Source organism: Caenispirillum salinarum, assembly GCF_044803115.1.
GTDB lineage: Bacteria > Pseudomonadota > Alphaproteobacteria > Rhodospirillales > Rhodospirillaceae > Caenispirillum > Caenispirillum salinarum_A.
In genome coordinates this window covers 4,122,672-4,136,582 of the sequence record NZ_CP085224.1, presented here as the reverse complement: position 1 = coordinate 4,136,582, position 13,911 = coordinate 4,122,672, and the positions used below count along the sequence as shown (strand labels likewise).

Below are 13,911 nucleotides of genomic sequence, written 5' to 3'. Positions count from 1 at the left end.
CCGCCCCCTGACCCGACGCCGGCACTGGTTCCGACGCATTCACACGCATCAAGACAGCGACCCCGGGGGCGCGCCATGGCCGACCGACAGCATCACGACGACTCCGAGAAGAAACCGCGCGGCGCCCCGCCGCGCGAGGCCGACATGGCCCGCCCGCGCGACGATGCCGCCGCCGAGGCCGAAGCGGACTACGGCGATTTCGTCGCGGAAACGGAAACCGGTGCGCGGCAGCCGGTGGGGTTTGCCGGCAAGCTGCTGGTCGGCGTGGCGCTGGCGTGGTCGCTGTTCCAGCTCTATTACGCCTCTCCGCTGCCCTACATGGTCGGCAGCGTGCTCAACTCCACCGAGGCGCGGTCCATCCACCTGGCCTTCGCCATCTTTCTGGCCTATACGGCCTATCCCGCCTTCAAGCGCAGCCCGCGCGGCCACATTCCGCTGCTGGACTGGATTTTCGCCATCGTGGGCGCGGCCTGCGCCGGCTATCTGTTCGTTTTCTACCGCGACCTGGCGCAGCGGCCGGGCCTGCCAATCACGCAGGATCTGGTGGTCGCCGTGGTGGGCATGATCCTGCTGCTGGAGGCGACCCGCCGGGCGCTGGGTCCGCCGCTTATGATCGTGGCGGCGGTGTTCCTGCTCTACACCTTCGGCGGCCCCTACATGCCCGACGTCATCGCCCACCAGGGCGCGTCGCTGAACAAGGCCGCCTCGCACTACTGGCTGACGACCGAGGGCGTCTTCGGCGTGGCGCTGGGCGTGTCGACGTCGATGGTTTTCCTGTTCGTGCTGTTCGGATCGTTGCTGGAGCGCGCGGGCGCCGGCAACTGGTTCATCCGCGTCGCCTTCGCGCTGCTCGGCCACTTCAAGGGCGGCCCGGCCAAGGCGGCGGTGGTGAGTTCCGCCATGACCGGCCTGATCTCGGGCTCCTCCATCGCCAACGTGGTGACGACGGGCACCTTCACCATTCCGCTGATGAAGCGCGTCGGCTTCACGTCGGAGAAAGCCGGCGCCGTCGAGGTCGCCTCGTCCACCAACGGCCAGCTTACGCCGCCCATCATGGGCGCGGCGGCCTTCCTGATGGTCGAGTACGTGGGCATCAGCTACATCGAGGTGATGAAGCACGCCATCCTGCCGGCGCTCATTTCCTACATCGCCCTGGTCTACATCGTGCATCTGGAGGCCGAGAAGGCGGGCCTGAAGGGCCTGCCGCGGGCCGAGGTGCGGCCTTGGCAGAAGGCGCTGGGCGGGTTCCTGTTCTCGTTCCTGGTGATGGCGGTCCTGTCGGCCGTGGTCTACTTCGGCCTGGGCTGGATGAAGGACGCCTTCGGCGACGCGACCATCTGGATCGCCATGGTCCTGCTGTTCGCCGGCTACGTCTACCTGCTGTGGGTGTCCACCCGCGTGCCGGAAATCAGCACATCCGTCGAGATCAGCGAATGCCCGCCGGTCGGGCCGACGGTGAAGGCGGGCCTGTTCTACCTGCTGCCCGTCGGCGTGCTGATCTGGTGCCTGATGATCGAGCGCATGTCGCCCGGCCTGGCAGCCTTCTATGCCGCCACGTTCATGATTTTCATCGCCGCCACCCAGCGTCCGTTGAAGGCCATGCTCAAGCGCGCCGGCAACGTGGCCTGGGAAGCGCGCGAGGGCGGCAAGGAGCTGTTCGAGGGCCTGGTCATGGGCGCGCGCAACATGATCGGCATCGGCGTCGCCACGGCGGCGGCGGGCGTGGTCGTCGGCACCGTGACGCTGACCGGCGTCGGCCTGGTGATGACCGAGTTCGTGGAGTTCATCTCCGGCGGCAACCTGATGCTCATGCTGATCTTCACCGCGATCATCAGCCTGCTTCTGGGCATGGGCCTGCCGACGACGGCCAATTACATCGTCGTCTCCACCCTGATGGCCCCGGTGATCGTGACGCTGGGCGCCGAGGCGGGGCTGGTGGTGCCGCTGATCGCGGTGCACATGTTCGTGTTCTACTTCGGCATCCTGGCCGACGACACGCCGCCGGTGGGCCTGGCGGCCTTTGCGGCGGCGGCCATTGCCAAGTCGGACCCTATCAAGACGGGTATCCAGGGCTTCACCTACGACATGCGCACGGCCATCCTGCCGTTCCTGTTCATCTTCAACACCGACCTGCTGCTGATCGGCGTGACCAGCGTGTGGAAGGCGCTGCTGGTGTTCGTGGTGTCGGTGATCGCCATGTTCGCCTTCGCCGCCGCGACGCAGGGCTGGTTCTTCACCCGCAACCGCCTGTGGGAGACGCTGGCGCTGCTGCTGATCGCCTTCACCCTGTTCCGGCCGGGCTACTGGATGGACATGATCTACCCGCCCCACACCTGGGTGGAGGCCGACCAGATGGCGCCGCTGGTGGCCGACGCGCCGCCGGGCGCGAGCATCCCCTTCCGCGTCTCCGGCGTCACGCTGGAAGGCGAGGAGGTGGAGCGCACGGTGGTCCTGCCGCTGGGCGCGGCCGGCACCTTCGAGGACCGTTTGGCCAACGCCGGCATCACCGGCGTGCGCGAGGAGGACGGCCAGGTTGTCGTCGACATGCTGGCCTTCGGTGGTCCGGCGGAGCAGGCGGGCGTGGACTTCGACTTCGTGATCGAGAGCGTGCGCGTGCCCAACGACGTGCCGCCCAAGGAGTTGATGTACATCCCGGCGCTGCTGGTGCTGGGCGGGTTGGTGGCGTGGCAGCGCCGCCGCCGGCCGCACGACCTGGCCGCGGCCCGCGAGGCCTCGCTGACCACATCACGACCGTAACGGACGGAACGACGACCCATGTACCAGAACATCCTCGTCGCCATCGACCTGGACGATCCCAGCGACCTCAAGCGCACGCTGGCGACCGCCGTGGAACTGAATCAGGCCACGGGACAGTGCCTGCACGTCATGACCGTGCTGCCTACCTTCGGCATGAGCATGGTGGGCCAGTTCTTTCCCAAGGGGTACGAGAAGGAAATGGCCGACAAGCTGCTCCACCGCCTGCGCGAGGAGATCAAGCCCTACATCCCCGACGGCATGCATGTGCAGCACATCGTGGGCGAGGGCAACGTCTATGAAACCGTGCTGCGCATGGCGGAGAAGACCAGGGCCGACCTGATCGTCATCGGTGCCCACCGGCCGGAGCTGAAGGACTACCTGCTGGGACCCAACGCCGCGCGGGTGGTGCGTCACGCCAATGTGTCGGTGCTGGTGGTGCGCGACCAGTGACGGCGGTCATTGCCGGCTGACGCATCTGCCTATACAAAGGTCTGGCAGCGGTGTACCGTTGCTTCGCGCCGCACGGGCGTCGTGCGGTTCCTTCAAGCCTTCGTCCAGGGTGTCCCGTTCCCGTCATGGCCGACCAAAAGCTTTCCGCGGAAGACGTCAACCGCCTGCTCGCCGACCCCTCGGGCTTGGCGCGGGCCGAAACGGCCGACAAGCTGTCCCGCCAGTTCGGCGAGCTTGAGCTGACGGAGGCCGAGCGGCAGCTTGCCGTCGACATCTTCCGCATCATGGTGCGCGACGCCGAGGTGCGCGTGCGCGAGGCGCTGGCGACGAACCTGAAGGAAAACCCGCTGGTGCCCAACGACGTGGCGATGTCGCTGGCGCGCGACGTCTCCAGCGTGGCCATGCCGATCCTCGAATTCTCCACGGTCCTGACCAACGAGGACCTGATCGAGATCGTGCGCTCCCAGGACCCCGACAAGCAGAAGGCCGTTGCCCGCCGGAAAGAGGTCGACGCCAAGGTGGCCAACGAACTGGTGGAGCGCGGCGATGCCGACGTGGCCGCCACGCTGGCCGCCAACCAGGGCGCCGACCTGACCGAAAACGCCATGCTGCGCATGGTAGACCGCTTCGGCGACGTGGAAGGCGTGCAGGACCCGCTCGCCAACCGCGCGCGCCTGCCGGTCACGGTGGCGGAGCGGCTGGTGACGCGGGTGTCGGAAACCCTGCGCCAGCACATCCTGGAAAACCATGAGCTGCCGGCCGACCTGGCGGCCGACCTGGTGCTGCACAGCCGCGAGCGCGCCACCATCAGCCTGTCGACCGAAAGCAACGAGGACGAGGTGGAGCGCCTGGTGCGCCAGATGCAGGAGCACGGTCGCCTGACGCCGTCGATCGTCCTGCGCGCGGTGTGCATGGGCGACATCAAGTTCTTCGAGTACGCGCTGGCCGTGCGCACCGGCATTCCCATCGTCAACGCGCGCGAGCTGATCCACGACAACGGCGACCTGGGCCTGAAGGGCATTTACGGCAAGGCCGGCCTGCCGCAGGCCTTCTATCCGGCCATCCGCGCCGCCGTCGACGTGGCGGGGGAAACCGATTACGACGGCGAGGAAAACGATCGCGAGCGCTACTCCCGCCGCATGATCGAGCGCGTGCTGACCCAGTACGGCGACCTGGGCGTCGACTTCGAGAGCGCCGACCTGGAATATCTGCTGGCCAAGATGAACACCCTGCCGCCGACCCTGCACGCGGAAGGCTGAGCGGCGGTTCCATCCCCATGCCCCAACGAAACGGGCCGGCTCCGTGCCGGCCGTTTGGGAATGGTATGCTCGCAGTGGCTGCATGTGCTAGAATCCCTCGCCGATTCGTGATCTGTGGGGGATGCACGTGCCGAAGAAAAATTCGGAAATTGTAGCGCCTCGCTTTCCACCGCCAACAGATGGCGCGGGCGTCATTTCTGTCGCTCGTCGGAATGCGGCAACTCTGATCGGCCAGATCCACACGATGTTCATCCGCGGCGGCCATCTTCGGCCAAGCCGCCGCAACTGCCGTCGCCTCGGGCGCGGGCGCGGCCGCGACGGCGAAGGTCCGGCTCGCGTGCTGGGCGTTCGCGATCCTGACCCGGTGCGTCGCGACGATTGGAAGCGCGCTCGTCCCGCCCGTCGCCCTCGCCGTCCCCTCTGCGGCGGTCACGACCCATGTCGTCGTCGCAGGAATCGCCGAATTCCTTGAATTCGACGCCCTCGCCCGCGGCTGCGGCCGCACCCTCCGCCAAAGCTTCCGCGCCTCGCGCAACGCCGTCCCCGACGCCTGGACGGACGCCCTGCGGCTCGCCGGACCGCGACTGGCCTGATGTCCCTTCCGCCCCCGCACAAACGTCCGCAAATCTCGAACGAAGAAGGATATTCCCCGCCATGAACATCGTCCGCGCGCTCGGCGCCCTCATCGGAACCGCAAAACGCGACCGCTACAGCCGCTTCTGCCGCGAGTACGCGCAGTTCGTCGCCGATCAGTGCGCGGCCGGAAAGGCCGACTTGTTCTACCTCGTGCAGGAGCCTTCCGACCTGACCGTCTACCGGGATCGCAAAGTGATCGAGATCGAGGAAAACCAGTACATCACCCCCGAATTCGGCGCCCGTTCCCGCTCGTTCGTCATCTTCAGGGGAGCGCACGTCAAATCCGCCAACCACGAGCGCGGATGGGGCGGATGGCGGCACGGCTTCGGCCACCACGATCTGACCTTCACGTATCCCGATCCCGCCGAGATGACGGATCACGAACGCGAGTACTTCGAGAGCGAGATCAAAGGTCGCGAGACCGCCAGCCTGCCCGTCTACACCGACGTCCTGGCCTACCTCGAAGAGAACGACATGATTCCGGCCGACCGGGATTACCTCGTGCGGACGCCCTTCTAGAGCGTCGAGCGCGGAACACCGGCTTGGCGCGGCGTCGCCGATCGGCAGAAAGACGCGCGTAAAGGTCGTCGACGATTTCGCCCTCTTCGACAGACGCCGCCCGACCATCCGCCTCGCCGGCACCGGCAGGAAGGCGTGGCGACCCTGGCCTCCGGGGCCGAGCCCCGGCGGCGGGCGCGGATGATGGTTCGCACTCACAGATCATCGACGCGAGCGGCGATCCCTAACGCGCCGGATTGCGGGCAAGACGCCGCCGGCTGCGGACCGCTACCCGAAACCGGAACGGCGTCTCGACGTCAGCCTTCTTCGCGGGCCTGGGCGATGGCCTGCTGCAGGCGTTCCAGCGGCACCGCGCCGGGCATGAGCGTGTCGCCGACCACGAAAGCCGGGGTGCCGCCGATGTCCAGGGCGCGGGCCAGGGCCATGTTGGCGGAGATCTGCTTGTCCACCTCGGGCGCGGCCATGTCGACCTTCAGTTGCTCCAAATCCAGGCCCACGTCCCGGGCGGCGGCGTCCACGGCTTCATCCGTCAACTGGCCCTTCAGGGTCATGAGCGCCTCGTGGAACTCGGCGTACTTGTCCTGCTCGCGGGCGGCCAGGGCGGCGCGCGCGGCATAGACGCTGGCGGGGCCGAGTATGGGGAATTCCTTCATCACCAGGCGCACGTCGCCGTCATCCTCCACGGCGTCCATGACCGCCGGGAACACCGCCTTGCAGTAGCCGCACTGGTAGTCGAAGAACTCCACCAGCGTCACGTCGCCGTCCGGGTTGCCCAGCACGGGGCTTTCCGGGTCGAAGTTCAACTGCTCGGCATGGACGGCGATGGATTCCTTCTGCGCCTGCTCGGCGGCGGCCTGCTGCTTGCTGCGGAGGCGGTCGATGGCCTCGGCGATGATCTCGGGGTTGTCCAGGATGTACTCGCGCACGAGGCCGCGCACGGCGTCTTCCTGCGCGGGAGTCAGGGCCTCGTCGGCCAGGGCGGGGGCCGGCGCGGCGGCGGCGAACGCCACACCCAGTGCCACGGCGGCGACGGCCAGGGCCTTGCGGGGCTTGGAGAACATCGGGGTCATGCGTCGTCTTCCGGTCAGCGGTCAATGTGGGGTGATGATGACGGGACGGCGGCCCCGGAGCAACAGGTGTCGTGTCACGTCTGCGCGAGGCGGCGGGTCAGCCGTCGTTCTTCATTTCCGTCATCATGGTGTCGGCGCGCTGCTTGACGTCCTGCACGCGCAGCCAAACGGGATCGCCGGTCTTGAGGCCGCGTTCTGCGCGTTCGGCGTGGAACGCGGCCTGGGCCGGGTCGCCGTGAAGCAGCGCGCTTTCCGCCATGGCGTAGGATGCCATGGTCATGTCGCCGCGGCGGCCGTGGATGGTCGCCAGCAGCCGCCAGGCGAAGCCGGCCTGGGGTTCCTTCTTCACTGCCTGGGTGAGGTGCTCGCGCGCGGCCTCCAGATGGCTGTCGTCGCCGGTCTCGACCAGGGCGTGGGCCAGCGCGATGCGGATGAGCGGCTCGCGCGGGGCCAGCTCCACGGCGCGGCGGTAGCTGGCCAGGGACTCTGCGACGCGGCCGTTCTCCAGCAGCATCTGGCCCTTCAGCTCATGGAAATACGGGTCGTCCGGGTAGTCCGCCAGCAGGGCGTCGATGATGGGCAGGGCCTCGGCCAGCTTGCCCTGGCGGTACCAGGCGATGGCGCGGGCGTAGCGCGCCGGCAGGCTTGTGTCGGTATCGGGGTAGCGCTGAAAGGTGACGCCGGGCGTCTTCAGGAAGCCCACCAGCTTGGCAACCATCCGGGCATGGCGCATCCTGTCGGCGGCCGTGGCGCCGGCAGGCGGCAGATCGGAGGCCTCCACCTCGTGCTGCAGGGTGGTGATGCGCTCGCGCGTCAGCGGGTGGGTGCGCGCATAGGCGTCCTGCTGGCTGGACAGCAGCATTTCCTGGTCGCCCAGGATGTCGAAGAATTCCACCAGGCCGTCAGCGTTCTGGCCGGTGGCCCGCAGGTACTTGAGCGCAGCCTGGTCGGCGCTGCTTTCCTGGGTGCGGCTGTAGCTGAACAGGTTGCGCATGGCCGCCTGGCTGCCGCCCAGGATCACCGCCGAGCCCACATCGCCGCGTCCGGTGCCAGCCGCCGCCGCCATGCCGAGCGCCGACGTGATGAGCGACAGCATGCGGGCGCGTTCCAGTTCGTCCTTCAGGCGCACCGCATGGCCGCCGGCGATGTGGCCGATTTCGTGGGCGATGACGCCGATCACCTGGCCGGGATTGTCACTGCGCATCAGCAGACCGGTGTGCAGGTACATCTTGTTGCCCAGGGTGACGAAGGCGTTCAGGCTGTCGTCGTTGACCATGCGGAAGGTCACGGACTCGGGCGCGACGCCCGCGGCGCGCAGAAGTGGCGTCGCCCAATCGCGAATGGTATTTTCGATTTCCGCGTCCCGGATCAGGGACATCCCCTGGGCTCGCGCCGTCTGTGCGGGCCACGTCAGCACCAGCGTCACGGCCGCCGTCAGCGCCATGAGCGCCATGGCCAACCGCCGCAGCGCGCCGGCGCCGGATGAATGGGCGACCGCCCGAGAGAACATGCTATTGACCAAGGACCGACCCTCGATGTTGTCCATCAAAGCTAGTGACAGCCCGCCCCGCCGTCAACGCGGGCGCCTCGGCGCGTTCCTGCTCGCCGCCTGTGCCTCCGCCACGCTGGCCGCCTGCGGCGGCGGAGCGGCCGTGGAAAAGGGCACCGTCGGTGCCGTGACGGGCTTTGCCGGCATTGCGGCAGCCGACGAACCCCACGCCACGCTGGCCGCCCGCGACGTGCTCTCGGCCGGCGGGTCGGCGGCGGACGCGGCGGTGGCGGCGGCCTTCACCATGGCGGTGACGCTGCCCAGTTCCATGGGCATCGGCGGCGGCGGCGTCTGTCTGGTCCACAACCCGGAAACCGAGCGCATCCGCGACCGCAGCAGCGCCGAGGTCCTGGAGTTCCTGCCCGATCTCGCCCCCAGCGACGGTCAGCGGTATCCCGCTGCCGTGCCGGCCCTGCCGCGGGGGCTGTTCGCCCTGCACGCCAAGTACGGTGACCTGCGGTGGGAGACGCTGCTCAACGACGCCGAGAAGAAGGCGCGGCTGGGCTTCCCCGCGTCGCGGGCGCTTGCCAAGCAGTTCGTCGCCGGCGGCGCGGTGCTGCGCAACGATCCCACGGCGGTGCGCACCTTCGCCGACGCCCGGGGCATGTCGCCGGGCGAGGGCTCGACGCTGGTGCAGGAGAACCTGGCGACCACGCTGGCCCGCCTGCGGCTGCGCGGGGTGGGCGATTTCTACCAGGGGATGCTGGCGCGCGAGCTGGTGGAAAGCTATCGCCGCGCCGGCTTCGCCCTGACCACCGAGGCCCTGGCGAACTTCCGGCCGCGCTGGGTGGAGGCGGCCACCACCGCCCGGGGCAACGAGATCGTCGCCGCCCCGCCCGCCGGCGTGGCGGGGCATGGCGCCTTGCAGGTGTTCCAGGCGGGCGGCGTCGCCGGCGCGGTGGAAGGCGGCCAGCCGGTGCCCGGCGCTGCCGGCCTGCTGACCGTCGACCCCCAGGGGCAGGCCGTGGCCTGCGCCTTCACGCTGAACGGCCCCTTCGGCACCGGCCGCATGGCGCCGGGCTTCGGCTCCATGATCGCGGCCCCGCCGCCGGCGCCTGAGCAGACGCGCCAGCCGCTGGCGGCCCTGCTCGCCTGGAACCCCTACGTCAAGGAGTTCCATTTCGCGGCTGTCGCCGGCGGCACCGGCGCGCAGACCGCCGTCGGCACGGTCGCCGCCCGCGCGCTGAAGGACGACGTGCCGCTTGGACAGGCGGTGGAGGGCGTCGTGGCCGGGCGCCAGGACATTGCCGGGCAGGTTTCCGCCGCATGGTGCCCCAAGGGCGCGCCGTCCCATGTGGCGCTGTGTCGCGTCGCCACCGACCCGCGCGGCAGCGGCTACGGCATGATCGCCGGCCAGCGCTGACCGTTCTCCCTTCCTGACGACCGCTTCCCCCAAGGACCCTCATGGCTCTGAAGATCGCCCGGCGGGGCACCGTTCCGCCCTTCATCGTGATGGACGTCATGCGCGCCGCCGCCGAGCGCGAGGCCACCGGCGCCGACACCCTGCACCTGGAGGTCGGCCAGCCCTCCACCGGCCTGCCGCGCAAGGCCGCCGAGCGCGTGGCCGAACTGCTCGGCTCGGGCGCGCCGCTCGGCTATACGGTGGCGCTCGGCCTGCCCGACCTGCGCGAAAAGATCGCCGGCCACTACAGGGCCGCCCATGGCGCCGCGGTCGACCCGCGCCGTATCGTCGCCACCATGGGCTCTTCGGCCGGCTTCATCCTGGCGTTCCTGTCGGCCTTCGACGCGGGCGACAGGGTAGGGGTCACACGGCCGGGCTATCCGGCCTACCGCCACATCCTCAAGGCGCTGGGGATCGAGCCGGTGGCGATTCCCGTCGGCCCCGACACCCGCTTCCAGCCCACCGCCGAGGTGCTCGAGGCGCTGGACGGCCCGCCGCTGGACGGCCTGATCGTCACCAGCCCGTCAAACCCCACCGGCACCGTCATGCCGCCCGAGGAGCTCAAGCGCGTCGTCCAGTGGTGCGATGCCCACAAGGTGCGCCTGATCTCCGACGAGATCTACCACGGCATCACCTTCGGCATGGCGGCCGAGACCGTGGCCGAGATCGCGCCCGACGCCATCGTGGTCAACAGCTTTTCCAAGTACTTCTGCATGACCGGCTGGCGGCTGGGCTGGCTGGTGGTGCCCGAGGACATGGTGCGCCCCATCGAGTGCCTGGCGCAGAACCTGTTCATCAGCCCGCCGACCCTGTCGCAGCACGCCGGCATCGCCGTGTTCGACTGCGCCGAGGAACTGGAGGCCAACGTCCGGCGCTATGCCCGCAACCGCGAGGTTCTGCTGGACGGCCTGCCGGGCGCCGGTTTCGATCGCCTGGCGCCGGCGGACGGGGCATTCTACCTCTATGCCGACGTGGCGCACCGCACCAACGACTCCTTGACCTTCTGCAAGCGGATGCTGGCGGAGACGGGGGTCGCGGCCACGCCGGGGGTGGATTTCGACGAGGCAGAGGGCGACCGCTACGTCCGTTTCTCCTTCGCCGGCTCGACGGAGGACATGGAACGGGCCGTGGCCGCCCTCAAACAGTGGAGGCCCTGAACCCATGGCGACCATCGCCGTCGTCGGCGCCGGCCTGATCGGCGCCAGTTGGACCGCCCTCCTGACCTGGAAGGGCTACGACGTCGCGGTCTGCGATCCGTCTCCCACGGCTTCGGGCCGGCTGGACGCGGTAACCGCCAAGGCGTGGTCGGCCCTGCGCCAGATCGAGGGCGCGCCCGCCACGCCGGGCGCACGCCGCCTGTGCGCCACCGTTGCCGAGGCGGTGGAAGGCGTCGACCTGGTGATCGAGGCGGGGCCCGAGGCGCTGGAGACCAAGCAGGCGCTCATCGCCGAGATCGACGCCGCCTGCGCCGAAGAGGTGCCCATTGCCTCCAGCACCACCGCGCACACGCCGTCGGATCTTCAGAAGGGCACCCGGCGGAACCCGGCGCGGGTGATCGTGGCGCATCCCTTCAATCCACCGCACCTGATCCCGCTGGTGGAGATCGTGCCGTCGGCGGCCACCGCGCCGGACGTGACGGATCGCGTGCGCGCCTTCTTCGACGGCATCGGCAAGACCACGATCCTGGTCAAGCGCGAGGCCACCGGCCACATCGCCAACCGCCTGGCCGCCGCCCTGTATCGCGAGGCGGTGCATCTGGTGGCCGAGGGCATCGCGTCGGTGGAGGACGTGGACAAGGCGGTGACGGCGGGGCCGGGCCTGCGCTGGTCCGTGATGGGGCCGCACATGCTCTATCACCTGGGCGGCGGCGCCGGCGGGTATCGCGGCTACCTCGACCACCTGGGCCCGGCGCAGGAACGCCGCTGGGCGGACCTGGGCGCGCCTTCGCTGACGCCGGCGGTCAAGGATGCGCTGGTTGAAGGCGTGAAGGCGGAAGCCGACGGCCGGACCCTGAGCGAACTGGAGAACGAACGCGACGCCGCCCTGATCGCGCTGCTCAAGGCCCGGGGATAAGGACGGTCCCCACACCCGAATGAATAAAAACGGCCGGGCGATTGCCCGGCCGTTTCGCATTGTGCCTTGCGGTGTTTCAGGCGGCGTCAGCTGGCGCGGACCTGCATCAGGAACTGCTGCATCTCGTGCGTCAGGCGGTCGGCCTGGTTGGACAGGTCCTGCGAGGCGTCCAGAACGTGGGTGGAGGCGGTGCCCGTCTCGCTGGCGGCCTTGGTGACGCCGGCGATGTGGGTGGAGACCTCCTGCGTGCCCTGGGCGGCTTGCTGGACGTTGCGCGCGATCTCCTGCGTCGCGGCCGTCTGCTCCTCCACCGCTGCGGCGATGGTGGAGCCGATGCTGTCGATCTCGCCGATGATGCGCGAGATGCTGCCGATGGCGTCCACCGTGTCCTGGGTGGCGTTCTGGATCTCGGTGATCTGGGCGCTGATCTGGCCCGTCGCGTTGGAGGTCTGGTTGGCCAGCGCCTTGACCTCGTGTGCCACCACCGCGAAGCCCTTGCCGGCGTCGCCGGCGCGAGCGGCCTCGATGGTGGCATTGAGCGCCAGCAGGTTGGTCTGTTCGGCGATGTCGGTGATCATGGCGACCACCGTGCCGATCTTGGTGGCGGCTTCGGCCAGGCCGCGCACCATTTCGTCGGTGCGCTGGGCCTCGCGCACGGCGTCGTGGGCGATGTTGGACGACTGGCTGACCTGCCGCCCGATCTCGGCGATGGAGGCGTGCAGTTCCTCCGACGCCGCCGCCACGGTCTGCACGTTGCTGGACGCTTCTTCCGACGCGCTGGCGACGAAGGTGGCCTGGCGGCTGGCGTCCTCGGCGGAGGACGCCATGCCCTCGGCGGTCTGCTTCATCTGGCTGGAGGCCGCCGACACAGAGCTGACGATGCCGCCCACGGTGTTCTCGAAGTCGTCGGCCAGCCCCTGCATCAGCGAGCGGCGCTCCTCCTCGGCCTTGCGGGCCATTTCGGCGCGCTCGGTCTCCATGCGCTGGTTGGCCTCGGCATGTTCCTTGAAGACCTCCACCGCGTCGGCCATGCGGCCGATCTCGTCGCCGCGGCCACGGGCGGGCACGTCCACCGACAGGTCGCCGTCGGCCAGTCGGGTCATGGCGCCGGTCATGGCCTGGATGGGACGCGACAGGCCGGTGCCGATCAGCACCGCCAGCACCAGGCCGATCAGCAGCCCGGCACCGCCGACGATGGGCGTGATGGTGGTCGCCATGTCAGTCATCGCCAGCGTGGCGTCCTTGATGCGGTTTTCCTCCTCGCGCACGCCGGTCTGGATGGCATCCACGGCGGCGTCCAGGGCGCGGGCGCGGCTGGACAGGGTGAAGGTCTGGATGGCCTGGAGCTTCTGCGTCGACTCCGCCACCACGGCGAAGCTTTCCGCCACCTCCTTGTGGGCGGCTATGAGGCCCATGTAGGTCTCGTTTTCCTTGGCCTTGGGAAGGGCATATTCCACCAGCCGCAGGGGCGTGACGATGTCCTCGATGTTGCGGGTCACCGCCTCGGCCGTCTCCTGGTCCTTGGTGCCCAGGAAGCGGGCGATGTTGTAGCGCATGCTCAGCGCGTGCTCGCGCGCCGGCCGCAGGTAGGACGCGACCTCCGCCTGGTTGTTGAGCAGCGCGTCGTCGATCATGATCGAAATGGACTCGAGCACTGTCTGTGCGTTGGGCTGGAGGCGGTTTTCCACCTCGGCGTCCCAGGCGGTGCGGACCTCCACGAAGGACGTGAAGGCGCTCATGTATTCGGTGAAGGCCTTGGCGCCCATCTGGGCTGTCGACCGCAGACCGTCGCTGTGCGCGCTCTCCACCGTCTCGGCCAGCAGAGGCTCAAGGTCGGCGGCGGCGTTCTGGAGCAACTTGGCGGCGCCGGGTGTGCCCTCGGTCGCGAAGATCTGCTCCTGAATGCGCATGGCGGAGAACTTCTGCCGGATGTCGGCGGCCCGCTGTTCGGCGGCGACCATGCGCGCGAAGCGGTCCACCTCGGTCCCCGTGCGGTCGGCGCTCCACAGGCTGGTGCCGGAGACCGCCACCAGCACCGCCAGCACGGCGGCGAAGCCCAGCGTGATCTTGGTCCGAATGCCCATGGCCGGCATGCTCGGCATCAGCCGGCGGGCAAGGCCGCGCCCATTGGTCGTCTGTCCCATCATTCTTCCCTGTTCACCGGCGGGACGGTGCAGCCGTCCACACTTGAAATTT

10 protein-coding genes are annotated in these 13,911 nt (G+C 69.1%); 7 read left to right on the top strand and 3 right to left on the bottom strand.

Going from position 1 to position 13,911, the window contains the following annotated elements:
• The first annotated feature begins 75 nt into the window (after window positions 1–75).
• The 4 genes from LG334_RS18985 (at window position 76) to LG334_RS18970 (ending at window position 5,621) form a co-directional block, all read left to right on the top strand.
• Window positions 76–2,757 carry a TRAP transporter permease gene (locus LG334_RS18985; RefSeq protein ID WP_404380458.1) on the top strand — a complete coding sequence of 894 codons (2,682 nt, stop codon included), beginning with the start codon at window positions 76–78 and terminating at the stop codon, window positions 2,755–2,757.
• Window positions 2,758–2,775: 18 nt separating this feature from the next.
• Window positions 2,776–3,207 carry a universal stress protein gene (locus LG334_RS18980; protein WP_404380456.1) on the top strand — a complete coding sequence of 144 codons (432 nt, stop codon included), beginning with the start codon at window positions 2,776–2,778 and terminating at the stop codon, window positions 3,205–3,207.
• A 125-nt stretch (window positions 3,208–3,332) separates the two neighbouring features.
• Window positions 3,333–4,466: a DUF2336 domain-containing protein gene (locus LG334_RS18975; RefSeq protein WP_404380454.1), complete on the top strand. Its 1,134-nt coding sequence runs from the start codon at window positions 3,333–3,335 to the stop codon at window positions 4,464–4,466.
• A gap of 654 nt (window positions 4,467–5,120) precedes the next feature.
• The gene (locus tag LG334_RS18970; RefSeq protein WP_404380452.1) at window positions 5,121–5,621 is read left to right on the top strand and encodes a hypothetical protein; all 501 of its coding nucleotides are present in this window, start codon (window positions 5,121–5,123) and stop codon (window positions 5,619–5,621) included.
• A 296-nt stretch (window positions 5,622–5,917) separates the two neighbouring features.
• Here LG334_RS18970 and LG334_RS18965 read toward each other — a convergent pair whose 3' ends face one another.
• Both LG334_RS18965 and LG334_RS18960 read right to left on the bottom strand, forming a co-directional pair.
• Entirely contained in the window at window positions 5,918–6,691 is a 774-nt protein-coding gene (locus LG334_RS18965; protein ID WP_404380450.1) for a DsbA family protein, read from the bottom strand.
• Window positions 6,692–6,788: 97 nt separating this feature from the next.
• Window positions 6,789–8,213: a M48 family metalloprotease gene (locus LG334_RS18960; RefSeq protein WP_404380448.1), complete on the bottom strand. Its 1,425-nt coding sequence runs from the start codon at window positions 8,211–8,213 to the stop codon at window positions 6,789–6,791.
• 13 nt (window positions 8,214–8,226) lie between these two features.
• Between LG334_RS18960 and LG334_RS18955 the strand changes: the two genes are divergently transcribed.
• From LG334_RS18955 to LG334_RS18945, 3 genes are read left to right on the top strand one after another with little or no spacing between them, the layout of a single operon-like run.
• Window positions 8,227–9,603 carry a gamma-glutamyltransferase gene (locus LG334_RS18955; protein ID WP_404380446.1) on the top strand — a complete coding sequence of 459 codons (1,377 nt, stop codon included), beginning with the start codon at window positions 8,227–8,229 and terminating at the stop codon, window positions 9,601–9,603.
• A gap of 41 nt (window positions 9,604–9,644) precedes the next feature.
• The gene (locus tag LG334_RS18950; RefSeq protein WP_404380444.1) at window positions 9,645–10,799 is read left to right on the top strand and encodes a pyridoxal phosphate-dependent aminotransferase; all 1,155 of its coding nucleotides are present in this window, start codon (window positions 9,645–9,647) and stop codon (window positions 10,797–10,799) included.
• Between the two features lie 4 nt (window positions 10,800–10,803).
• Window positions 10,804–11,715, top strand: a complete 912-nt coding sequence (locus LG334_RS18945) for a 3-hydroxyacyl-CoA dehydrogenase family protein (RefSeq protein ID WP_404380442.1) — start codon at window positions 10,804–10,806, stop codon at window positions 11,713–11,715.
• 86 nt (window positions 11,716–11,801) lie between these two features.
• On the opposite strand, the gene LG334_RS18940 is transcribed toward LG334_RS18945, so the two are convergent.
• Complete coding sequence (locus tag LG334_RS18940) at window positions 11,802–13,862, bottom strand: methyl-accepting chemotaxis protein (protein ID WP_404380440.1); 2,061 nt, start codon at window positions 13,860–13,862, stop codon at window positions 11,802–11,804.
• Window positions 13,863–13,911: the final 49 nt, after the last annotated feature.